The organism is Kitasatospora sp. YST-16 (assembly GCF_026802215.1).
GTDB lineage: Bacteria > Actinomycetota > Actinomycetes > Streptomycetales > Streptomycetaceae > Kitasatospora > Kitasatospora cineracea.
In genome coordinates this window covers 305,027-327,235 of sequence record NZ_CP113837.1, presented here as the reverse complement: position 1 = coordinate 327,235, position 22,209 = coordinate 305,027, and the positions used below count along the sequence as shown (strand labels likewise).

The 22,209-nt window shown below is 74.3% G+C and carries 21 protein-coding genes; 3 read left to right on the top strand and 18 right to left on the bottom strand.

From position 1 onward, the window contains the following. Window positions 1-81: 81 nt before the first annotated feature. The 3 genes from OU787_RS01540 to OU787_RS01530 form a co-directional block, all read right to left on the bottom strand. Window positions 82-738, bottom strand: coding sequence for a hypothetical protein (locus tag OU787_RS01540; protein ID WP_268658242.1), 657 nt, complete (start codon window positions 736-738; stop codon window positions 82-84). A gap of 111 nt (window positions 739-849) precedes the next feature. Beyond that, window positions 850-1,662 (bottom strand): alpha/beta fold hydrolase, encoded by an 813-nt coding sequence (locus OU787_RS01535; RefSeq protein WP_268658241.1) that lies wholly within the window; start codon window positions 1,660-1,662, stop codon window positions 850-852. A gap of 85 nt (window positions 1,663-1,747) precedes the next feature. Continuing rightward, window positions 1,748-2,341 carry a helix-turn-helix domain-containing protein gene (locus OU787_RS01530; RefSeq protein WP_232795005.1) on the bottom strand — a complete coding sequence of 198 codons (594 nt, stop codon included), beginning with the start codon at window positions 2,339-2,341 and terminating at the stop codon, window positions 1,748-1,750. Window positions 2,342-2,434: 93 nt separating this feature from the next. Here OU787_RS01530 and OU787_RS01525 point away from each other — a divergent pair, with 93 nt between their 5' ends. After that, entirely contained in the window at window positions 2,435-2,941 is a 507-nt protein-coding gene (locus tag OU787_RS01525) for a YbaK/EbsC family protein (RefSeq protein WP_030460801.1), read from the top strand. On the opposite strand, the gene OU787_RS01520 is transcribed toward OU787_RS01525, so the two are convergent. The 6 genes from OU787_RS01520 to OU787_RS01495 all read right to left on the bottom strand — a co-directional run bounded on the left by OU787_RS01520 (window position 2,938) and on the right by OU787_RS01495 (window position 9,358). Continuing rightward, entirely contained in the window at window positions 2,938-3,990 is a 1,053-nt protein-coding gene (locus OU787_RS01520; RefSeq protein ID WP_268658240.1) for a TolB family protein, read from the bottom strand. The genes OU787_RS01525 and OU787_RS01520 overlap by 4 nt on opposite strands. Continuing rightward, window positions 3,987-5,237: an MFS transporter gene (locus tag OU787_RS01515; protein ID WP_268661782.1), complete on the bottom strand. Its 1,251-nt coding sequence runs from the start codon at window positions 5,235-5,237 to the stop codon at window positions 3,987-3,989. Before OU787_RS01515 ends, OU787_RS01520 begins: the two co-directional genes overlap by 4 nt. A gap of 2 nt (window positions 5,238-5,239) precedes the next feature. Further along, entirely contained in the window at window positions 5,240-6,604 is a 1,365-nt protein-coding gene (locus OU787_RS01510; RefSeq protein ID WP_051817058.1) for a discoidin domain-containing protein, read from the bottom strand. Between the two features lie 350 nt (window positions 6,605-6,954). Beyond that, a complete protein-coding gene (locus tag OU787_RS01505) occupies window positions 6,955-8,217 on the bottom strand; it encodes an alpha/beta hydrolase (protein WP_030460797.1) in 1,263 nt (420 codons plus the stop codon). A gap of 147 nt (window positions 8,218-8,364) precedes the next feature. After that, window positions 8,365-8,937 carry a MarR family winged helix-turn-helix transcriptional regulator gene (locus OU787_RS01500; protein ID WP_268658239.1) on the bottom strand — a complete coding sequence of 191 codons (573 nt, stop codon included), beginning with the start codon at window positions 8,935-8,937 and terminating at the stop codon, window positions 8,365-8,367. Between the two features lie 124 nt (window positions 8,938-9,061). After that, window positions 9,062-9,358: a hypothetical protein gene (locus tag OU787_RS01495; protein WP_030460795.1), complete on the bottom strand. Its 297-nt coding sequence runs from the start codon at window positions 9,356-9,358 to the stop codon at window positions 9,062-9,064. A 203-nt stretch (window positions 9,359-9,561) separates the two neighbouring features. Between OU787_RS01495 and OU787_RS01490 the strand changes: the two genes are divergently transcribed. After that, window positions 9,562-10,878 carry a DUF2254 domain-containing protein gene (locus OU787_RS01490; protein WP_030460794.1) on the top strand — a complete coding sequence of 439 codons (1,317 nt, stop codon included), beginning with the start codon at window positions 9,562-9,564 and terminating at the stop codon, window positions 10,876-10,878. Window positions 10,879-10,955: 77 nt separating this feature from the next. On the opposite strand, the gene OU787_RS01485 is transcribed toward OU787_RS01490, so the two are convergent. From OU787_RS01485 to OU787_RS01445, 9 genes are all read right to left on the bottom strand, one after another. Continuing rightward, a complete protein-coding gene (locus tag OU787_RS01485) occupies window positions 10,956-11,912 on the bottom strand; it encodes a cytochrome c oxidase assembly protein (protein ID WP_030460793.1) in 957 nt (318 codons plus the stop codon). Window positions 11,913-12,097: 185 nt separating this feature from the next. Then, window positions 12,098-12,637 carry an SUKH-4 family immunity protein gene (locus OU787_RS01480; protein ID WP_030460792.1) on the bottom strand — a complete coding sequence of 180 codons (540 nt, stop codon included), beginning with the start codon at window positions 12,635-12,637 and terminating at the stop codon, window positions 12,098-12,100. Window positions 12,638-12,728: 91 nt separating this feature from the next. Further along, the gene (locus OU787_RS01475) at window positions 12,729-13,724 is read right to left on the bottom strand and encodes a 2-hydroxyacid dehydrogenase (protein WP_030460791.1); all 996 of its coding nucleotides are present in this window, start codon (window positions 13,722-13,724) and stop codon (window positions 12,729-12,731) included. A gap of 70 nt (window positions 13,725-13,794) precedes the next feature. Continuing rightward, window positions 13,795-14,820, bottom strand: coding sequence for a 6-phosphofructokinase (locus tag OU787_RS01470; protein ID WP_030460790.1), 1,026 nt, complete (start codon window positions 14,818-14,820; stop codon window positions 13,795-13,797). A 312-nt stretch (window positions 14,821-15,132) separates the two neighbouring features. Next, window positions 15,133-15,858 carry a type 1 glutamine amidotransferase gene (locus OU787_RS01465; RefSeq protein ID WP_030460789.1) on the bottom strand — a complete coding sequence of 242 codons (726 nt, stop codon included), beginning with the start codon at window positions 15,856-15,858 and terminating at the stop codon, window positions 15,133-15,135. 242 nt (window positions 15,859-16,100) lie between these two features. Next, complete coding sequence (locus OU787_RS01460) at window positions 16,101-17,357, bottom strand: Mur ligase family protein (protein WP_051817057.1); 1,257 nt, start codon at window positions 17,355-17,357, stop codon at window positions 16,101-16,103. Window positions 17,358-17,528: 171 nt separating this feature from the next. Beyond that, complete coding sequence (locus OU787_RS01455; protein ID WP_030460787.1) at window positions 17,529-18,908, bottom strand: GNAT family N-acetyltransferase; 1,380 nt, start codon at window positions 18,906-18,908, stop codon at window positions 17,529-17,531. Window positions 18,909-19,014: 106 nt separating this feature from the next. Next, a complete protein-coding gene (locus tag OU787_RS01450; RefSeq protein ID WP_051817056.1) occupies window positions 19,015-20,463 on the bottom strand; it encodes a pyridoxal phosphate-dependent decarboxylase family protein in 1,449 nt (482 codons plus the stop codon). Between the two features lie 55 nt (window positions 20,464-20,518). Next, window positions 20,519-21,628, bottom strand: a complete 1,110-nt coding sequence (locus tag OU787_RS01445) for a hypothetical protein (RefSeq protein ID WP_030460785.1) — start codon at window positions 21,626-21,628, stop codon at window positions 20,519-20,521. A 248-nt stretch (window positions 21,629-21,876) separates the two neighbouring features. On the opposite strand from OU787_RS01445, the gene OU787_RS01440 reads away from it, so the two are divergent. Then, complete coding sequence (locus OU787_RS01440; RefSeq protein ID WP_051817055.1) at window positions 21,877-22,182, top strand: hypothetical protein; 306 nt, start codon at window positions 21,877-21,879, stop codon at window positions 22,180-22,182. Window positions 22,183-22,209: the final 27 nt, after the last annotated feature.

The window sequence follows — 22,209 nt, the reverse complement described above, 5'->3', positions numbered from 1 at the left end:
CCGCAGGCCCGGGGCTGGCCGCCAGGAGGGGCATCTCCCGGCGGCCCGCCCCGCTGTGCCGTCCGCCCCCGCGCGGCCCGCTCAGGCGGCCAGCCACGGGGCGAACTGCTCGGCCACCAGCGCGGCCACCGCCGGGGCGTCGCGGGTGCCGTCCACCTCGATGACCCGGACGCCCAGCCGGCGGGCGCCGCGCACGGCGTCCTCGGCCACCAGCCGGTCCCGGGCCACCCGGTTGGCCTGCGCGCGGCCCGGGTCCGACACCCGGGCGCCGATCGCCCCGGCCCGCGGCAGGGTGCGGAGCTGGTGCTGCCGGAACTCCTCGGTGGGGACCAGGACGACCATCCGCCGGGGCGTGTCGAGCAGCGGCGCGACCAGCTCCGGCCGCAGCCCCCACCCCTCGGCCAGCACCGGCCGGACCGAGAACAGCCCGCCCAGGTCGTCCCGCACCCACCCGAACCGGTCCGGGAACCCGGCCAGCACCTCGGCCGCCATCTCCTCCGGCTCGCGCGCCGACCAGACCAGGTCGGGCGCCGGATCCGCCACCGCCACCCCCGCCGCGACCCGCCGGGCGACCCGGCGGTCCTGGTGCCCGCGGGCGTCGTGCCAGTCGTAGTGGTACACCGTCAGCCCGTGCGCCTCGGCCACCAGTTGCGCCACCGTGCTCTTGCCCGCCCACTGCGCGCCGCCGATCCACAGTGCCCGGCGCAGCGTCCCGTACGGATCCCGGACGTCCGTCATCGCTTCCTCCCGTTCGGGTGCGGCAGCGGCTGCCGCCCCGGAGAAGAGTGTCCGGGTTCGTCCGGGAAAATTGCAGTCTTGTTCTGCGCGCCGGTTTGCCGCAGAGTGGAATCAGGGGGAGTGCGGCTCGCGCAGGAACTCGCCCACCAGGCGCAGCAGTTCGGCCGACTGCTCCAGGTGCACGTCATGGCCCGCGCCCCGCACGCTGACCGCGCGGACCTCCGGCCGCAGGGCCAGCATCCGGTCCGCCTCGGCGGGCGGGATGATGCCGCCCTGGCCGAGCACCAGCAGGGTCGGGCAGGTCAGCGCGGCCCAGTCGGCCCAGTGGTCGCGGGCGGCGATCCCGGCCAGCGAGTCGACCAGCACCTCGGGGTCGAAGCGCGGCCACCAGCCGTCCGGGCGCCGCTCCAGGCCGTCCGCCCAGGCCTCGCCGACCGGCCCGCCGCCGAAGAAGGCGACCGCCGCGGCCCGGTCCGGGAAGGGCAGCGGCCAGCCGCGCAGCATCCCGTCGATCTGCTCGGGCACGTCCGCGTTCCGCCCGGCGGCGGCCTCCACCAGCACCAGGCCGCCGAACCGGCCCGGGTGCGCGGCGGCGGCCAGCAGCGCGGTGTGCCCGCCGAGCGACTGCCCGACCAGCAGCGGCCGCTCCAGCCCGAGCCGGTCCGCGACGGCGAGCGCGTCGGCGACGTACGCGGCCCGGCCGACGTCCGCCGGGCGGCGGGTGGAACGCCCGTGCCCGCGCTGGTCGAACGCCACCACCCGGTGCCGGGGCGCCAGCGCCCCGGCCAGCGCGTCCCACTCGCCCGCGTGCCCCGCCAGCCCGTGCAGCAGCAGCACCGGCCGCGCCCCCGGCCCGCCCGCCCAGTCCCGGCAGTGCAGCTCCACACCCTCGCGGACCACCGTCCGCGGCTCCCAGCCCGCCACCCGTTCCCCCGTTCCTGTCGGCGCCCGTCGGCCCCGGTCGGCCCCGACCTCGACCGCCGAGGATGGCACGCCGCCCCGACCATGATCAACTCTCGTGCGGCCACCGGTGCGGGTGACGCACCACCAGCACCGCCGCCACCTCCTGCCGGGCCGCCGCCCGGTACCGGTGCGGGACGTCCGCCGCCCAGGTGTGGTGCCCGCCCGGACCGACCTCGACCAGTTCCGCCCCGGCGCCCACCAGCGCGGTGCCCGCCAGGACCACCAGGTGCTCCACGGTGCCCGGCGGGTGCGCCGCGGAACGCTGCACCCCGCCCGGCCGGATCCGGATCCGGTACGTCTCCGACACCGCCGCCGCGTCCTCGAACCGCTCCAGCAGCACGGCGTCCAGCACCCGCCCCGACACCGCCGCCTCCTCGGCCGCCTCCCCGGCGGGCGGCTCGGGCGCGGGCAACGCGGCGCTCAGCGGCAGGCCGAGCGCGGTGGTCAGCGCGTACAGCGTCTCCAGGGTCGGGTTGCGGGTGCCCGCCTCCAGCCCCGAGAGGGTGGCCTTGCCGACGCCCGAGCGGCGGGCCAGCTCGGAGAGGGAGAGCCCGCGGGCCGCGCGCAGCTCGCGCAGCCGCAGCCCTATCCCCGCGGAGAGCCCGGCGCTCGCCGAAATCGGTTGATCCGTTGCTCGCACGCGGTCTATCGTTCCACACGCGGAACGTTCCGTATATGGAACGCCCGCGCCTGCCCGCCCGACCAGGAAACGCGAACGCCCCGAGGAGCCCCCGTGGAACCAGCAGCGCCCCCCGCCCTCCCGCCCCGCAGCGCCCAGGTCGCGGCCGCCCTCGCCGCCGCCGGGATCCCGGGGGAGGTCCACCTGCTCGCCGACTCCGCCCGCACCGCCGCCGAGGCCGCCGCCGCGCTCGGCTGCGAGGTCGGCGCGATCGCCAACAGCCTGGTGTTCCTCTCCGACGGCGAGCCCGTTCTGGTCCTCACCAGCGGCCGCCACCGGGTCGACACCGCCGCCCTCGCCGCCCGCTGGGGCCGCGGCCCGCTCCGCCGGGCCACCCCCGAGCAGGTCCGCGAGGCCACCGGCCAGGCCATCGGCGGCGTCGCCCCCACCGGCCACCCGCGCCCGCTGCCGACCGTCGTCGACCTCGCCCTCACCGACTACCCCCGCGTCTGGGCCGCCGCCGGCACCCCGCACACGGTCTTCCCGACCACCGCCGACGAACTCCTGCGCCTCACCGGCGGCACCCTGCTCCCGGTCACCGCGAGCCAGGCCCAGGGCTAGGTCCGTACGGCGACCGGCGAGGAGGCGCCGGGGACGCGCAGGGCGGGGGAGCCGGTGCCGTCGGCGGGGACGGTCCAGAGGTCGCTGCCGCGGCCGTTGCCCGCGGGGAGGGCGTAGCCGAGGGTGTCGCCGTCCAGCCAGGCGGCCTGGTCGTCGACGCTGCGGGTCTCGGCGAGCGGGTGCTCGCGCAGGTCGGCGAGGTCGAGGACGTACAGCCGCCACGGGGCGGCCGGGTCGTCGGAGACCTTCTTCTTGAAGGCGAGCCGGGTGCCGTCCGGGGAGAGCGACGGGCACTCGACGTTCTCCCGCAGGGTGCGGGCGGACCAGCCCGCGAGGTCGCCCTCGACCAGGTGGGTGCGGCCGCGGGTGGAGACCGTGGCGTAGAACCGGTTGTCGTCGGCGGCGAAACCGACGCCCCAGTAGTTGACGTCCGCGGCGTGGTAGCGGACGCCGTCCACGGTCAGCGGGATGTCCTCGATCGACTTGATCAGGTAGCCGGAGCGCAGGTCCAGGACGGAGGTGCGGGTGGAGAAGCCGCTGACGGCGTAGGAGTCGCCGACGGCGAAGGCCGTCCAGGAGAGCAGGTTGCCGGAGGCGGAGACCCGGGCCCGGTTCGGGACGCCGGGCACGACGACGCTCTGCAGCCGGGTGAACTCCCGGTCGTAGACGACGGCTTCGGTGCGGACCGGGGTGCCGGGCAGCGCCCGCAGGCACAGCGCGCGCTCGCCCCCGGCGTAGAAGCGCTCGCAGGACGGCCCGCCGACCGGCCCGCCCTCCCGGGCCACCCGCCCGCTGGCGGCGTCCCGGTAGTAGAGCCCGGGCCGGTCGAGGGCGAACGAGGCATCGGCCGCCACGTCCCGGCGCGCCCCGCCGCGCTCGCGGGCGTGCAGCACGTACCCGAGCGAACCGCCGAGCAGCGCGAGCAGGGCGACCCCCAGCACCACCGACCGCCACACCGGGAACCGCCACCCCGCCGCCTCGTCCTCCGCCACCCCGTCCTCCGCCACCCGGTCCTCAGCCTTCGCTCCGGGCCTGTCGACCGTGGTCATGAAACCTTCCCTTCGGGCAGGACGCGGCGGGCCGCGAGCAGGGCGGCGGCCAGGGTGAGGGCGGCGGCGGCCAGGGCGGGGCGGGTGCCCCACCAGGTCCAGGCCGCGCCGAAGCCGGCGGCGCCGACCAGCCGGGCCAGGGCCTGGCCGGTCTGGACGACGGCGAGTGCGCCGGCCCGGCCGGCGGCGGGCAGGACGGGTCCGGCCAGTGCCATCAGGACGCCGTCGGTGGCGGCGTAGAAGACGCCGAGCAGGACGAGCACCAGGGCGAGGGTGGCCCAGCCGGCCGGGACGAGCAGCAGCAGGTAGCCGGCCAGCAGGGCGAGGTGCCCGGCGAGGAACGGCGCGCGCCGCCCGGTGCGGTCGGCGAGCCGTCCGGCGGGGACGGCCAGCAGCAGGTAGCAGGCGGCGGAGCCGAGCGGCAGCAGCGGGAAGACCTCGGGCGGCAGGCCGAGGACGCGCTGCAGCAGCAGGTAGAGGAAGGAGTCGCCGACGGTGGCGGCGCCGAGCAGCATGGCGGCGCCGGTGATCCGCCGCAGCGCGGGCTCGCGCAGCAGTTGACGGACCGTCGGCCGGTCGGCCCGGGCTGCGGGCCCGGCCGGGGTACCGCCACCGGAGCCGTCGCGGACGAACAGCACCAGCACCAGCACGCCGAGCAGCCCGGTGGCGAAGGAGACCGCGAAGACGGCGTCGTACGCGTCGGCGGCGGCCCAGAGCACGGCGAAGGCGGCCAGCGGGCCGAGCAGGGCGCCGGTGGTGTCCATGGCGCGGTGCACGCCGAAGGCGCGGCCGAGGTCGGCGGGCGGCGTGCTGAGCGAGATCAGCGCGTCCCGGGGCGCGGTGCGCACGCCCTTGCCGAGCCGGTCGGCGGCGAGCGCGGCGGCGATGCCGGTGGCGGCGCCGCCGGCCAGCAGCAGGCCGAGCCGGGAGAGCGCGGAGAGCAGGTAGCCGGCCCCGGCGACGGCCTTGTGCCGGCCGCCGCCGCGGTCGGCGAGCCGTCCGCCGAGCAGCCGGACCAGTGCGGTGGCGCCGTTGAACAGGCCGTCGAGGAAGCCGAACTGGAGGGGTGACAGGCCGAGGCCGAGCACCAGGTAGAGCGGCAGCACGGCGGTGACCATCTCCGAGGAGACGTCGGTGACCAGGCTGACCGCCCCGAGCGCGAGGACGGTGCCGGGGACCCGCCGCCCCGCCCCGGTGCGGGGGCGGGACGGCGCGTCCGGTCGGCGGCCGGTGGTGGCCAGGTACATCATCAGTGGCAGCTGTAGGTCGGGCTGGTGTCCTTGACCTGGCCGTCGGTGCCGACGTAGGTCCAGCTGTAGCCGGTGTCGGTGAAGTCGAGCTTCAGGACGCCGTAGTCGCCGCTGATCCGCTTCTGGCTGTTGGGCTGGACCTGCTCGATCGGGTAGGGCTCGGCGCCGCCCGTGCCGCCGACGATCTCGACCATGCCGTCGGCGGTGGCCTTCCCGTCCGGGTCCTGCGGGGCGAAGCGCTCGTAGTGGTGGTCGTGGCCGTTGAGGACCAGGTCGGCCCCGGCGGCGTAGAGGATCTTCCAGACCGGCTTGGAGACCGGGTCGTTGCCGTGGCCGCCGGAGGAGTAGAGCGGGTGGTGCCAGTAGGCGGCGACGCACTTCTTCGCGTTGGCGGCGAGGTCGGCCTTCAGCCAGTCGATCTGGGCGCTCTGGTCGAAGGAGTTGGAGTCCAGCGCGACGAAGTGCCAGTTCCCCCGGTCGTAGCTGTAGTAGCTCTTGCCCTGCGGGTAGGCGATCGCGCCGAAGTAGGACTTGTAGCCGGACAGCGGGCCGGCCGGGTCGTAGGTCTCGTGGTTGCCGGGGACGGGGTGGGTCTTGGCCTTGAAGGCGCCCCAGGTCTTGTCGTAGTAGTTCTTGAAGTCCGACAGCCGGGCGTCGTCGTACTGGCTGTCGCCCATGGTGAGGTAGAACGCCGGGTCGATCCGCTGGGCGAGCGCGGCGGTCTTCGGATGGGCGCAGCCGCTGTCGGCGGCGGTGCACCGGTCGGCGATGTCGCCGGCCGCGACCACGGTGAACGCGCCGGTGCCCGGCGTGCCGCCGCTGGGCGAGGGGCTCGGGGAGGGGCTCGGCGTGGAGCCGTCGAACGCCCCGTAGACCTCCATCTCGTACAGCGAGTACCCGTACGAGGTGCCGCGGGCGGTGCCGTACATCCGGACGTAGCGGCCCTTGCCGGACAGGCCGGTGAACTCGTCGGTGCCGCCGTCGCCGGCCTTCTCGGTGGCGACGGGACTCCAGGCGGCGCCGTCCGCGGAGACCTCCAGCCGGTAGGCCCTGGCGTAGGCGGCCTCCCAACTCAGCTTGATCCGCGAGACGTCGGCACTCGCGCCGAGGTCGACCTGCAACCACTGCGGGTCCTTGCCCTCCGCACTGGCCCACCGGGTGCTGCCGCTGCCGTCGAACGCCTTCGCCGCGGCGTACGAGGACCCCTCGGTGGAGGACGCGGTGGCCGCCCGCCCCTTGGAGAGCAGCGGATCGGCCGCCGCCCCCGCCCGCCCGGACCAGCCGAGCAACAACCCGCCCAACAACGCGAGCACGGCGGCGTACACACCGATCCGGGCCCGCCCGGCCGTGATTCCCTGGTGCATCTGAACTCCCTGACCTGGAAGAGGGGGAGAGCTGGACACCGGCGCACACCACGGACGGGCCGCACCGGAGAAGCAGTGACCGCACACCACCGCAGCGGCCGGACCAGAGCTCTCACTGAGCGCGTCACGCCCCATCCGGTGCGGGCGCCGCGCCGAGCCGCCGTCAGCGAGAGTAGTAGAAAGTAAAGTTTCCTTCCAGTCTTGGTCATGCTCGAACTTCCGTGCGCATCACCACCGTTGGCTTCAATGCCTGACGGAGCGTCAGTCGAGGTGACGGGAAGGGGGCGTCACAGGGACGGGGCGGCAACGGCCGGGCGACGGCCGCGCGCTTCCCGCCGGTCGGCGGCCGGTCAGGCGCGGGTGCCCGGGACGCCGAGTTGGGCGGCGAGCCAGGGGAGGGCCTGGGTGAAGGTGGTGGCGCCGGTCTGCCAGGTGTGCTTGCCGGAGCCGACCGTGTCGGTGGTGCGGATGCCGTCCTTCTCGGCGGCGGTCTTCAGCAGCTTGGCGGACTCGATCTGGCCGTGCTCCTCGTCGCCCTGGCCGAAGTAGCCGGAGACGCCCTGGTACTTGCCGTGGTGGGCGCCGAGCACGGTCAGCGGGTCGTGGGCGGCCCAGGCGGCCGCGTTGCCGCCGTACAGCTCCTGGATGGTGTGGTCCTTGTCGCCGATGTACGGGCCCTTGTCGCCGGAGAAGTCGCCGAAGTGGGTGAAGCGGGTGGGGTGTTCGACGACCAGGTCGACGGCGCAGGTGCCGCCCATGGACCAGCCGGCCACGCCCCACTTGTGCGGGTCGGCGGACGCGTTGAAGGTCTTCTCGATGTACGGCGGGACGTCCTTGAGCAGGTGGCTCTCCGCGTTCCCGTGCGGGCCGTCCACGCATTCGGTGTCCACCCGGAAGCCGCCGGTGGCGTCCACGAAGACCAGGATCGGGGCGAAGCCGTTGTGCTGAGCGGCGAAGGCGTCGGCGGTCTTCACGGCGTTGCCGGAGCGGATCCAGTTGTCGGGCGCGGCGAACTCGCCGCCGATCATCTCCAGCACCGGCAGCTTGGGCCGGGCCTGGCTGCGGAACCAGGCGGGCGGCAGGTAGACCAGCTCCTGGCGGTGGGCGAAGCCGCTCGCGGTGTCCGGGATGTCGACCTGGACGATGCGCCCGGTCCGGGTCCTGCCGTGGATCTTGGCGAGGTCCGCCACGGTGATCTGGTCCGGCAGCGGCCGGCCACTGAGCTCGCCGATCGCGTCGTCGACCGTCGGGTAGTAACCGGTGGCCATGTTCACGCTGTTCGCGGCGCAGAACAGCGCCAGCAGCGCGACCGGCAGCACCAGCACCCGCCGCCACCACCGGGCGCTGCGCCAGCCGAAGCCGAGCACCGAGAACGCCCCGACCGCCACCCCGCCCCACAGCCACACCCCGAACGGGACCGGGTCGGTGATCCCGGACAGCGAGAGCACGGCGACGGCGCCGGCCGCGGTGACCGCCAGCGCCGTGCCGAGCGCGATCGGACCCCACTTGCGCCGCCAGACCCGGTCCCGCAGGCCCACCGCGGTCAGGAACAGGGCGAGGGCGGCGGCCTGGACCGTCCAGGGGAACCAGCCGTCGAGCAGGGAGACGTTCATGCGGGGAGGCTAGGCGCGGTGGATGAGAAACGAGTGAGAATCTGACCGGCAGCTGAGAACGGGCCGGCCGCCCCCTGGGAACCGAGGGGACCCGGACGGTCGGACGAGGATCGGGGTCCAGCCGGTGGGACCGGGGCCTGCGCGGCACTAGTCAGCGGGGCCGATCCGCCCGTGCAGGTCGGTGAGCAGCCGGTCGAGCAGGGTGGCGAGGTGGTCGCGCTCGGCGGGGGACAGGCCGGTGACCAACTCGGCCTCCCGGCCCAGCACGGCGTCCACCGACCGCTCGACCAGGGCGTGCCCCTCCGGGGTGAGCGCGACCAGCACCGCCCGGGCGCCGGCCGGGTCGGGGGAGCGGCGCACCAGCCCCTCGCGCTCGGCCCGGGCCACCCGCTGCGAGATCGCCCCCGCGGTGACCAGGGTGCGCCGGGTCAGCTCACGGGTCGTCAGCGCGTACGGCGCGCCGGAGCGGCGCAGCACCGCCAGCAGGTCGAGGGTGGCGGCGTCGATCCCGGCCGCCCGCAGCACCCGGTTGCGGTCGTCCGCGAAGAGCTTGGCCAGCCGCCAGATCGGGGTGACGATCTCGATCGAGTCGGTCGGCGTGCCCGGCCGCTCGCGCTGCCACGCCGCCGCGATCGCCGCCGCCGACCGCTCCCCGGGCCCGGGCCCGCCCGCGCCGCCGTCCGGGCCGCCGCCCGCTGCGCCGTCCGCCGGTTCGGCCATGGGTTGCCTCCTGCCGCTCCCGAGCCGTGTTTAGCGCTAAACGTAGCAGTCGCGGCCGCAGCGGGAAGCAGCGACCCGGCCCGGCGCCCGACCGCCCGTCGCCCGACCGCCCGCCGACCCCGGGTCAGGCGTTCTGCCGCGCCCGGAGCTCGGCCTCGCGCAGCAGGCCGGCGGTGTCGGCCAGCCGGCGGGAGGCGTTGGTCAGGGCCAGCCCGGTGTCGGGGGTGGTACGGCGCTCGCCGGCGGCCCCGGTCAGCTCCTGCACGGACTCCACCACCGCGGCGATCGCCCCCAGCAACAGGTGCTCGTCCGCCGCCGGAACGTCCTCCCGGCGGGCCCGCAACGGCGCGAGCGACTCCTCCCGGAGCCTGGCCCGCGACTCCTCCAGCCCGGTGACGGCCTTCCGCAGTTCGGCGTCCACGCCCGCTCCCTCCGCCCGGGCGGCCCACCGCCGCCCACTCCCGTCCGACCTACCCCGCCGCGGATCACCACACCCCTCCCGCGCCCCGCACGCCGCCCGCGCCCCGCACCCCTCCCACACGCCGCCCACACCCCGCGTCCGTCCAGGTCACCGCCGCCGCGTCCTTCCCGGCCACCCCCGCCCCGCCCGGCTAGCCTGGCCCGATGAGCGAGCAGCACAGCCCGAAGCGCCGGCCGCGGTACCGGGCGCTGTCGCCCCTGCGGGAGCACCTGCGCGAGGCGTTCTGGTTCGCCCCGCTGCTGACCTGCCTCGGCGCGGTGCTGCTGGCCGGGCTCACCGACCTGCTGGACCGGGAGATCTTCGCCGAGGCGTCCGCCGCCCAGACCGCCGACACCCTGCTGTCGTTCAGCTCGGCCGCCAAGAGCGTGGTCTCCACCGTCAGCTCGGCGATGCTGACCTTCATCGGCGTGGTGTTCTCGATCTCGCTGGTCTCGCTGCAGATGGCCGCCAGCCAGTTCAGCCCCCGGGTGCTGCGCCTGTACGTGCGCAGCCGCCTGATCAAGGCGACCTTCGCCACCTGCCTGGCCACCTTCGTCTACACCCTGCTCGTCCAGCTCGGCTACGACGACACCGCCGACCCGTCCCGCGCCGTCTCCGTCCCGATCGTCTCCACGGTCGTCGCGCTCGCCATGGTGATGCTCAGCCTGGCGCTGTTCGTGCTGTACGTGCAGGCGACGCTGCGCCTGCTGCGGGTGCCGCACGTGATCGACCGGGTCACCCGGGAGTCCCTCCAGGTGCTGCAGGACTACCGCTGGCTGGCCCCCGAGGTCGGCCCTGCGCCCGGCACGCCGCCGCAGGGCCCGACCCTGCTGCACGAGGGCCGCGGCGGCGTCCTGCGGGACGTCAACATCCGGTGGCTGATCCGGGTCGCCCGGCGGCACGGCACGGTGCTGCACCAGGTGCCCCGGATCGGCGACTTCATCGCCCCCGGCACCCCCACCGTGGTCGTGGTCGGCGGCACCCCGCCCCGGCCGCGCCGGATCACCACCGCGCTGAACGTCGGCGTCGACCGCACCATGCACCAGGACCTCAGCTTCGGCTTCCGCCAGCTCGTCGACATCGCCATCCGGGCGCTCTCCCCGGCCGTCAACGACCCCACCACCGCCGTCCAGGCCGTCGACCGGATCCACCAGCTGCTGGCCGTCCTCGCCCCCGTCCACCTCGGCGAGCTGCGCCACCGCGACAAGGACGGCGCGGTGCGGCTGGTCCAGCCGGTGCCGGGCTGGGAGGCCACCGTCGACCTGGCGTTCACCGAGATCCGGATCTGCGGCGCCGGCCAGCCCCAGGTCACCCGCCGCCTCACCGCCGCCCTCGACGACCTGCTGCGGATCACCCCCGAACCCCGCCGCGCCCCGCTGCTGCTCCAACGCGCGCTCCTGGAACGGGCCGTCGCCGCCGCCGTCCGCGACGAGGACAACCGCCTGTTCGCGCTGACCCCCGACCGCCAGGGCATCGGCTGACGGCCCCCGCAAACGCGAACCGCCCGGAACGGGAAGTCCCGTTCCGGGCGGTGCGGTGCGCTGCCGCCGCGAGGGGCTCAGCCGGCGGCGCGGTTGGCGCCCCGCTCCAGCGAGGCCAGGTACCGGTTGTACGCCTCCAGCTCGGCGTCGCCGTCCCGGTCGGCGGCCCGGTCCCGGCGGCGGGCCTGCCGCTCCTCGGACTTGGCCCACTGCAGGGTCAGCGCGATCAGCACGATCGCGGTCGGGATCTCGCCGAACGCCCAGGTGATGCCGCCCGCCAACTGCTGGTCGTCGTGCAGGTTGGTGCCCAGCGGCGCCATCTCGGAGGTGAAGGTGGACACCAGCTGCCCGGAGGCCATCATCACCGCGACGCCGAAGAACGCGTGGAACGGCATCCCCATGAACAGCTCGATGATCCGCATCACGAAGCCGGGGCGGTGCGGGCCCGGGTCGACGCCCATGATCGGCCAGAAGAACAGCAGGCCGACGGCCAGGAAGTGCAGCATCATCGCCAGGTGCCCGATCCGGTACTGCATCAGGAAGTCGAACAGCGGCGTGAAGTACAGCACGTACAGGCTGGCGATGAACGCCGGGATGGTGAACGCCGGGTGCGAGACGATCCGCACGTAGGTCGAGTGCAGCAGGGCCACCAGCAGCTCGCGCGGCCCCTTGCCGCTGCCCTTGCGGGCCGGGCGCAGGGCGCGCAGCGACAGCGTGATCGGGGCGCCGAGCAGCAGCAGGATCGGCGACAGCATGGACAGCACCATGTGCTGCATCATGTGCGCGCTGAACAGCACCATGCCGTAGTCGTTCAGCCCGGTGTTGGTGACCAGCAGCACCGTGCCGACCCCGGCCGTCCAGGCGACCACCCGGCCGACCGGCCACTTGTCGCCGCGCCGCCACAACCGGACCGCCCCCGCCAGGTACAGGCCGAGGGCCAGCAGGCAGAACACCAGGTAGGGCCAGTCCGGCGACCACTCCAGCGCACGGGAGAAGGAGAAGGGGGGAAGTGGTCCCCCTCCGTGGTGGTGCATCCCCGCCATGCCGTCGCCCATCGGGCGGCCCCGCTTTCGTCCATGCCGCCCGGCCCGCCGCACGCGCGGCAGCCCGACCCGACCCGGTGTGGCCCGGTCCGCTTTGGACCGGTTTCGTTCGGCCCCCAGCCTAAGCGCCGCTTACCGCGCCCCGCCGGGCGCCCCCGGCGGCGGGAGCGTCCCGGTCAGAACTCCTTGCCCAGCAGACGGTCGAAGACCATGCTCCACCAGCAGTCCTCCTCGGCGAACGCCTGCGGGTCGCGGGCTTCGAGGTACGCGCGGAGCTGCTCGGTGTACTCGTCGGCCTGCCGGTCGCCGACCGCGCCGACGTGCCCGAAGCGCAGCCCGAACCGGTACAGGAACTCGACGAAGTCGTCCAGCGTGGTGTTGACGATCTCGGCGCCCGGCTGGTCCCCGAGGGTGAGCAGGATGACGTAGCCGTCCTCGAGGTCGAGGCAGTAGCGCATCTCGCGGTTGCCGGTGGGGCCGCCGAGGCACAGCACCTTGACGACGCTGTCGCCGGTGTCCACCGGCACGAGGGTGAACGCCTCGGGCCCTCCCGGGGCGGCCAGGCTGAAGACGACGCTGAGCTCGGCCGGCAGCCCGACCTCGGCGAGCACCCGGGCGTCCGCCTCGGGCACGCCGTTGGCAGCCGCCTCGGCCCGCGGGACGGTCACGATCCCTTCGGTTCCGAAGAGTTCGGTCAGTTCGGCGTGCGTGGCCACGGTGCTCCTGGGTCCGGCCGGCGTGCGGGTCTCCAGTATGCGGGGCCGTCCGCGCGGGTTCTCCGCCGGCACCGGAAGTCCCGCCGGGGCGTCAGCCCTTCGGCACCAGGGTGTTCTCGTTGGTGCGCCCCGCCGCGTAGTCGTCGATGTTGCGGGCGGTGGTGTCGATGATCTGGCCGACGGCGGTGCGGGTGTAGTAGGCCTGGTGGGAGGTGACCAGGACCTGGGGGAAGGTGACGAGGCGGGCGAGGGTGTCGTCGGTGATGCCCTGGATGGACTGGTCGGTGAAGAAGACGCCGGTCTCCTCCTCGTAGACGTCGAGGCCGACGCCGGAGAGGCGGCCGGCGCGCAGGGTCTCGACGAGGGCGGCGCTGTCGACGAGGCCGCCGCGGCTGGAGTTGACGAGGATCGCGTCGTCCTTCATCCGGGCGAGGGCGGCGGTGTCGATCAGGTGGTGGGTGCTGGGGAGGAGGGGGACGTGGAGGCTGATCAGGTCGGCCTGGGAGAGGAGTTCGGGCAGTTCGGTGTAGGTCATGCCGAGGTCGAGGCAGGCCGGGTTCTCGGCGATGTCCCAGCCGAGCAGGCGGGTGCCGAAGCCGGCGGCGATCCGGGCGAAGCACTCGCCGATCTTGCCGGTGCCGATGACGCCGACGGTCATGCCGTGGATGTCGCGGCCGAGGAGGCCGTCGAGGCGGAAGTCGAACTCGCGGGAGCGGTTGGCGGCGCGGGTGAGCCGGCGGTTGACGGCGAGGGCGAGGGCCCAGGCGTGTTCGGCGACCGCGTAGGGGCTGTAGTGGGAGACCCGGGCGACGGTGAGGCCGAGTTCGGCGGCGGCGTCGAGGTCGATGTTGTTGAAGCCGGTGGAGCGCTGGGCGATCAGCTCCGTGCCGCCGGCGGCGAGGACGGCGAGGGTGCCGGCGTCGAGTTCGGCGTTGACGCTGGTGCTGACGGCGGGGTAGCCGGCGGCGAGGGGTGCGGTGTCGCGGTTGAGGAACACGGCCAGGGTCCGCAGGGCGTGCCGGCCGGCGAAGGCCTTCTCCAGGAGGGGCTGCTCGTCTGCTTGGACGCCGTACGCGAGGATCTCCATGCGCCGAGGCTATCGCCGGGGGCGCGGGCGGGCGGGCCGCGACGCGCCCCCGGGGCGGGGCGAGGGGCCGTCAGACGACGGTCTCGGCCTCCTTGTAGCGCTCGGCCGGGACGGTCTTCAGCTCGGCGACGGCCTCGCCCAGCGGCACCAGCTTGATCTCGGTGCCCTGCAGCGCGGTGATGTGGCCGAAGGCGCCCTTGTGGGCGGCCTCGACGGCGTGCCAGCCGAAGCGGGTGGCCAGGACGCGGTCGTACGCGGTGGGGGTGCCGCCGCGCTGGGTGTGGCCGAGGATGACCGGTCGGGCCTCCTTGCCGAGGCGGTGCTCCAGCTCGCGGGAGAGCTGGGTGGCGATGCCGGTGAACCGCTCGTGGCCGTACATGTCCTTGGTGCCCTCCTCCCACGGCATGGTGCCGGGTTCGGGCTTGGCGCCCTCGGCGCAGACCACGATGGCGAACTTCTTCTGCCGGTCGAAGCGCTCGCGCACGACCTCGGTCAGCTTGTCGATGTGGAACGGGCGCTCCGGCACGATGATGGCGTGCGCACCGGCCGCCATGCCCGCGTTCAGCGCGATCCAGCCGGTGTGCCGGCCCATCACCTCGACGACCATGACGCGCTGGTGCGACTCGGCGGTGGTCTTCAGCCGGTCGAGCGCCTCGGTGGCCACCGAGACGGCGGTGTCGAAGCCGAAGGTGACGTCGGTGCAGGCGATGTCGTTGTCGATGGTCTTCGGCACGCCGACGACCGGCAGGCCCGCGTCGCTCATCAGCTTCGCGGCCTTCAGGGTGCCCTCGCCGCCGATCGGGATGACCGCGTCGATGCCAAGGTCCGCACAGTGCTGCTTGGCGCGCTCCACGCCGTCGCGCAGGTGGCTGGGCTGCACCCGGGAGGAGCCGAGGATCGTGCCGCCCTGGGCGAGGATGCCGCTCACCGAGTCGAGCGTCAGCGGACGGTGCACGCCCTCCAGAAGACCGCGCCAGCCGTCCTCGAAGCCGATGATCTCGTCGCCGTGGTCGACCACCCCCCGGTGGACCACGGAACGGATGACGGCGTTCAGGCCGGGGCAGTCACCGCCGCTGGTCAGGACACCAATACGCATTGCTTTGCCAACTCCCGAGCAGGATCGGACGGCCGGACTGGTGGGTGGGAATCGGACATGTCGCCCGAAACTGACCTGCTGCACAGCATACGGTTCCTGCGTCCGGCCGAGCCGAAACCGACGCGGGGGCGGCTTCCTCGACGCACCACACGTAACTGCGACCCGACCGCCGAGGAGGGTGTTGCGCCCGGGCTCTCCTATTCTCCTATGAAGTTGTCCCGCGACGGGAAGGCTGACCACATGGCGGTCAGCCGTCCACCGTCGTGACCTCGGCTTACGCGTGGATGAACGCGCAGCGGGGCCGCTCCGGCGCTACGCGGGGCGGGCCGCGGCGATCCGCTCCGCGCGCAGCGCGTCGTACCAGGTGGTGTCGGCCGGCGGCAGCGCGTTCACGTCCAGCGCCAGCTTGATCAGCATGTCGGCGACGGCGGGGTTGCGGGCCATCACCGGGCCGTGCAGGTAGGTGCCGAACACGGTGTCGCGCCAGGCGCCCTCGGTGCCGTCGCCGGTGCCGTTGCCCCGGCCGACCTGCACGGTGGCGAACGGGCTGACGCCCTCGCCGAGGTGGGTGACGCCCTGGTGGTTCTCGAAGCCGGTCAGCTGCGGCAGGTTGAGCTGCGGGCTGACGTCCGCCAGCACGTCGCCCACGCAGCGCGCGCCCTCGCCGCGGACCGTCCACACGTCCAGCAGGCCCAGGCCCGCCTCGCGCTCGCCGAGGTCGTTGACGAACTCGTGGCCCAGGATCTGGAAGCCCGCGCAGACCGAGAAGATGATCGCGCCGTTCTCGGCCGCCCGGACCAGCCCGCCGTCGTTGCGCAGCCGCTCCGCGGCCAGGCGCTGCGGACGGTCCTCGCCGCCGCCGATCAGGTAGATGTCGCCGCTGGTCGGCACCGACTGGTCGGAGCGCACGTCGATCCGCTGCACCCCGAGGCCGCGCTGCCGGGCCCGCCGCTCCACCACCAGCGCGTTGCCGCGGTCGCCGTACGTCGACAGCAGGTCCGGGTACACCCAGACCACCCGAAGGCTGCTCTCGCTCATCCTCGAAGACCTCCCGAACTGCTGCTGGGGCGCGGGCTGCTGCGGAGCGTCCCCGCCGTACTGCTGGTGCTGCTGCGGCTCGCCGTACGCCTGCTGCTGCTCGTACTGGCCGTACTGCTGCTGTTGCTGCTGCGGGTCGTACTGCTGCTGCTCGTAGGACGGCTGCCCGCCGTAGGGCTGCTGCTGTCCGTAGCCGCCCTGGTCGCCGAACTGCTGCTGTCCGCCGTAGTACTGATCGCTCATCAGGACACCACGGCCTTGCGCAGCTGCTGGAAGGCGGTGTAGTTGGCGATGGCCTCGATCCGGCCGCCCGGGGCGGCGTCCACCGCCTGGGCGAGCGAGTCGACCACCTCGAACTGCAGGTCGGCGACCTCCAGGCGGACCGCGAGGTCGAGCTTGCGCTGGCCCATCACGTAGATCGGGTGCCCGGCCAGGCGCTCGTAGTCGACGTCCCACAGCCAGGAGGTGTCGGTGCCGTCGGCGTCCATCGCGTTCACCGACAGGACCACCGGCGCGGGCGGGCCGTCGATCAGCGAGAAGGTCTCCAGCCAGCCGGCCGGGTTCTTCGCCAGCAGCAGCCGGATGTCCCGGCCGCGGTACTGCACCACGTCGTAGCGGCCGGCCACCGCGGCCACCGACTGCATCCGCTGCAGCGCGACCTGCGGGGCCACCCCGAAGACCGCCGCGACGGCGGCCGAGCTGGTGGCGTTCGCCAGGTTGGCGCGGCCCGGCAGCTGGAGCTGGATCGGCCAGGCGCCGCGGTGCGGGTCGATCACGTGGGTGCCCTGGAGCGCCCAGTGCGGGTTCGGGCGGCGGAAGCCGCACTCGCCGCAGAACCAGTCGTCGCCCGGGCGCTGCATCACGCCGCCGCAGGACGGGCACGACCAGGCGTCCTCCTTCCACGCCTGCCCGGCGGCCACCCAGACCACCTTCTTGCAGGACGAGGCGGCCCAGGTCACCAGCGGGTCGTCCGCGTTGGCGATGATCACCGCGTCGGTGTCCTTGAGCCCCTCGCGCCACTTCTCGGCCATCATCCGGGTCTCGGCGGCGCGGTCCAGCTGGTCGCGGGAGAGGTTCAGCAGCGCTATGGCCTTCGGCCGGGTGTCCCGGGCGACCATCGGCAGGTACTTCTCGTCCACCTCGATGACGCCGAACCGGGCGCCGGTGCCGCCGGCCAGCGCGCCGGTGATGCCGGCGGGCATGTTCGCGCCCAGCGCGTTGGAGACCACCGGGCCGGCCGCCCGCAGCGCCTCGGCGATCAGCCGGGTGGTGGTGGTCTTGCCGTTGGTGGCGCTGACCAGGACCACCTCCAGGTGCTCGGCGAGGGTCGCCAGCAGGTCCGGGTCGAGCTTGAGCGCGACCTTGCCGCCGATCACCGAGCCACTGCCGCGCCCGGCCTTCTGGGACAGCGCGGCGGCCATCTTGCCGGCCGTCACAGCGATCTTTGCGCGGGCGGGCAGCGAGGCGTCGCGCGCGGCTTCCGAATCGGTGCCTGGCATGCTCAGGGGTTCCTCCTTGCTGCGGCACCGCCCTGGCCGTTCGACGGCCCGCGGGCGGCGGGGACGGGCTCAGCCTACCGACTCCCGCCCGCACACTTGAGCAGGGGCGACAACCTTCGGTGCCCGGCTCAGCCCTTCGGCAGCGCGAGCGGCCCTCCCGGGCGGAGCGGTTCAGCGGGCGGGCCAGGGGGCGGGGAGCTTCTCGGCGGCCTCGGCGAGGTGGGCGGTGATCACCAGGGTGCCGTCCTCGACCTGGTAGTCGAGCGGGGCGCGGAGCCGGCGCATGGTGGAGATCAGGCCGGTGTTGGCCGAGGTGGTGACGGCGTAGACGGTGCGCACGCCCGCCTCCAGGGCGAGCGCGGCCATCCGGCGCACCAGGTCGACGCCCAGGCCGCGGCGCTGCCAGGCGTCCTCGACCAGCAGGGCGATCTCGGCGCCCTCGTCGTCCCACATCAGGTGGGCCAGGGCGACCAGGCGGCCGTGCGCGGTCTCCACGGCCAGGGTCTGGCCGTGCCGGGGGTCGAGCAGGTGGTCGAGGTAGCGGTCGGCGTCCTTGACCGGGCCGTGGTAGCGGCGGCGCAGCGACTCCGCGGAGCAGCGGGCGTGCATGGCCAGCGCGGCGGGCTTGTCCCCGGGGGTGGCCCGGCGGACGGTGAGCTCGTCGTCCTGGTGGCTGATCCGGGCGGCGACGGCCGGGACGCGCGGGCCGAGGACGGTGTCCAGCTCGACCAGGGCGCGGGCCCGGGCGAACTCGGTGGGCGTGAACGGCAGGTGCGGGCGGGAGAGTTCGAGCAGGTCGCCGCCGGGCAGCGGCAGCCGCATCAGGTGCCCGGCCAGGCCGGCCGGGGTGTCGTCGCCGCGGCCGGGGTACTGCCGGATCGTCGCGCGGCCGAACAACTGGCGCAGGGCGACCGGGAGTTCGGCGGCGTCCAGGGCGGTGCGGGTGGCCAGGGCGAGGACCTGGCGGGGGACGTCGACGAGTTCGTGGGCGTCGGCCCGGTCGGTCCAGATGTCCCAGCCGCCGGCGGCGGCGACGGCCGCGGCGAGCTCGGTGCGGGGCAGCGCGGCCGGGGTGCGGAGGATGAACTCGTCGACGGTGCAGTCGGGCAGCGGGTGGGCCTGCATGGAGACGATGTTGACCCGCAGGCCGGCCAGTGCCGTGCACACCCGGGCCAGGCTGCCGGGGGCGTCGGAGACGCTGGTGCGCAGCCGCCACAGGGCGGTCGGCTCCTCCGGTGCGTTCATCGCGCCGCCGCCCGGCGGTGCGTCCGCTCCCGGCGGGGCGGTGGCCCCGGGCGGCCCGGTCGGGTGCCGGTGGGCGAGCCAGCCGCGGAACAGCGCGGTGGCGAGCATGGCCGCTGCGGAGGCGGCCAGCAGCACCGGCCCGTCGTGGCCGTGCACGACGACGTTGGCGACCAGGTCGGCGGCCGCGACGGCGGCGAAGACCGCCGCGAGCTCGACCGTCTCCTTGCGCCAGCGGTGCCCCCGGCTCCGCCGCCGCTGCTGCTTGTCGTCGGTGACTCTGTGCTGGGTGTACGCCATGGTGTCCATGCCTGCATGGTGGCGCTCCGCTGTTTCACGATCACGAATCCCCCGTGACCTGACGGTAAATGTCTCCGCGGGCCCCCGTCGGATCGGCGCTGATCCGCGCCCGCGATCAGTTGGACGTACGGCACCGGTCCAGGAGTTCCGCTCCGGCGGACTTCACCTCGTCCAGCAGCAGCCGCAGGTCCGCCTCGGTGGTGGCGGCGTTCAGCAGGCAGGCCCGGAGCACCTCCCGGCCGCGGTACACCGCGCCGGTGACGAAGACCTCCCCGCGCTGCTGGACGGCCACCGGGAGCAGCGAGTTGAGCTTCTGCAGGCCCGCCTCGTCGAGCCCGGCCGGGCGGTGGCGGAAGGCGACGATGGAGGTCTCGACGGGTGCGACGAGCTCCAACTCCGGGTCCTGCTCGATCCATTGGCCCAGCTGCCGGGCCTGCGCGGTGCAGTGCGCGACGTCCCGGGCGACGCCGGCGCGGCCGCGGTGGGCGATGGACGCCCAGACCTTCAGCGAGCGGAACGGGCGGGTCTGCTCGGTGCCGTACTCGGAGAACCAGCCGAGGTCGCCGGCCGCGTCGTCGCGCAGGTAGGAGGGGACGAGGCTGAAGGTGCCGCGCAGCTCCTCGGCGTCGCGCACCAGCGCGCAGCCGCAGTCGACCGGCACGCCCAGCCACTTGTGCGGGTCCAGGGCCAGCGAGTCGGCCCGGTCCATGCCCGCGTAGCGGTGCGCGATCGCCGGGTCCAGGACGCCGAACGCGCCGTAGGCGCCGTCGACGTGGAACCACAGGCCCTCGCGCTCGGCCAGGTCCGCGATCGGTTCGAACGGGTCGACGGCGCCGGTGCCGACGGTGCCCGCGGAGGCGACCACCAGGAACGGCAGCCGCCCGGCCGCCCGGTCCTCGGCGATCGCGGCCGCCAGCGCGTCCAGCACGAGGTGGCCGTCGGCGTCGGAGGCGACGGTGCGCAGGTGCCTGGAGCCCAGGCCGAGCAGTTCGGCGGCCTTGCGCACGCAGCTGTGCGCCTCGCCGGTGACGTAGCCGACCAGCGGCGGCATCCCGGCCAGGCCGTCCTCGCGGACGTCCCAGCCGGCCTTGCGGGCGGCCCGGCCGCGGGCCGCGGCCAGGCAGACGATGGTGGCCATCGAGGTGCCGGAGGTGAGGATGCCGCCGCCGGGCGGGTGCGGGAAGCCGACCAGTTCGGCGATCCAGCGCACCACGGCGCGCTCCAGGTGCACGTCGGCGTGGTCGCCGCCGGCCGAGCTGGGGTTCATCGCGCTCGCGGCCAGGGTGGCGAGCACCCCGGCGGGCTGCGGGGCGGAGTTCACCCAGCCGAAGAAGCGCGGGCTCCCGTTGCCCATCGGGTGCGGCATGATCCGCTGCTCGACGGCCTCCAGCAGCCCGGCCAGGTCGGTGCCGTGCTCGGGCAGCGGGAGGTCGAGCAGCGCGGCCCGCTCCGCCGGGTCCATCGGCTGCCACACCGGGCGGTCGGGCACCGCGTCGAGGTAGTCGGCCACCAGGTCTGCGGCCGCCCGTGCGGCCCCGCGGAAGTCGTCGTTCACACCGGGCATCGTATGCGCAGGTGGGCGGGGTCGGACCGCCGCCCGCCCGCGGGAGGGCCGGGGGTCAGTCCAGGGTGCTGGACAGGCCGCCGGCCGAGCGGCAGTAGCCCTGGATCTCCTTGTTGCTGATCTGGGCGCACAGGCGGCCGGCGGCGCCCGCGGTGGTGTCGTTGACGGTGTAGTAGCTGACCAGGCCCTGGGTGCAGGCCTTGCGCTGCCAGCCGTCCTTGGGGGTGGCGCACTGCTGGGCGGCCCAGTCGGGGCGGTCCAGGTTGTACTTCATGGTGCGCGAGCCGGCGCCCCGCGAGCAGTCCTCGGCGCCTCCACTGGCCTGCCCGTTCAGGCACCACTGGAGGGCCTGGGCGAACGCCTCGGGGTGGTTGGCGTAGTCGTGCGAGGAGAGGAAGAAGGTCGGCGCGTAGAAGAAGCAGGCCGACTGGTAGAGGGCGGGCTGCTCCGGGCACGGGTAGAGCGGTTCGGCGGCGAGCTTGTCGGCGGGGAGGTTGGCCTTGGCCTTCTCGTCCTCCTCGTCGGGTGCGAACAGCTGCATGAAGACGCCCTCGGAGCAGGTGATCCGGCGGCTCTGGCTGGGGAACTTGTCGCACAGCGCGCGGGCGGCCGGGATGTCCTGCTTGGTGACGAACATGATGCCGTGGCCGACGCCGTGGATGCACGGGCCGGTGTTGGCCGGGGCGCACAGGGTGAGGATGTCGCTCTGCGGGTCCTTGGAGTTGGCGAGCATCTCCTCGACCGCGCCGTGCAGGTAGCCCGCCGCGCAGGTCTCGTGCGGGAAGGAGATCACCTTCTGGAAGTCCTGGTGGTAGCGCTCCACGGCGGCGTGCCCGAGCTCGTGCGCGATCGGGTGGCAGAACCGCACCGTGTACGGCTTGTCCTTGGAGATCTTGTCCAGGTCGGCGAGCGCCACCCCCGGGTCGGTGGCGGCCATCTCGGTCATCAGCTTGTTGCGCAGGGTGGAGCGGGTCCACACCGCCGGGTCGCCGGTGGGGGAGGGGGACGCGGCGGCGTCCGGCGCGGCGCCGGGGCGCGGGCCGCCGGGGTCGGCCGCGGCGGCCGCGGTGGCGGACTTCGGCGTCCAGTCGGTCACCATGACCGACCCGAGGCCGAGGACGGCCAGCAGGACGGCGGTGACGACGGCGAACACGCGCGGTTGCATGACGGACGTTCCCCCTGTGATCGACACGGACAGTACACGGCCCATCCTGCGGGGTGACCGCCGGAAACCCGGGCAGGGACACCGCCGACGGGATCGGAAGGCCCCCACGATCACCCGAACACCGTCCGCGTGCCGTCCGCGCACCGTCCTTCAACGAACGGCCCACATCATAGGGGCGCCCCCGCGCGCGGCCCCGACCGCCGTCATGGCTGGTGATCCTGCCCGAATTCGGGCAGGATCTTTGGCAAATGGACACTTCACGCCTAGGCTCCCGATCCGTGCCTGCCTCACCGCACCCTCATGAGGACCTGCTGGCCCACCTCGCCAGGACCACTGCGCTGGCCCCGGGGGAGGCCGCGCGGGTCGTCGCGGAGGTGCTGGCGTACTTCGCGGAGACCACCGAGGAGTACGTCCGCCGCCGCCACGGTGAGCTCCAGGCCCGGGGGCTGACCAACGACCGGATCTTCGCCCGCCTCGGCGGGGAGCTGGCCGCCCGCCGGGTGGCCGCCCCGCAGTTGACGGTGCGCCAGCTGCGGCGGATGGTCTACGGCTGACGGACCGGCCCCACCGCCTTCTCACGA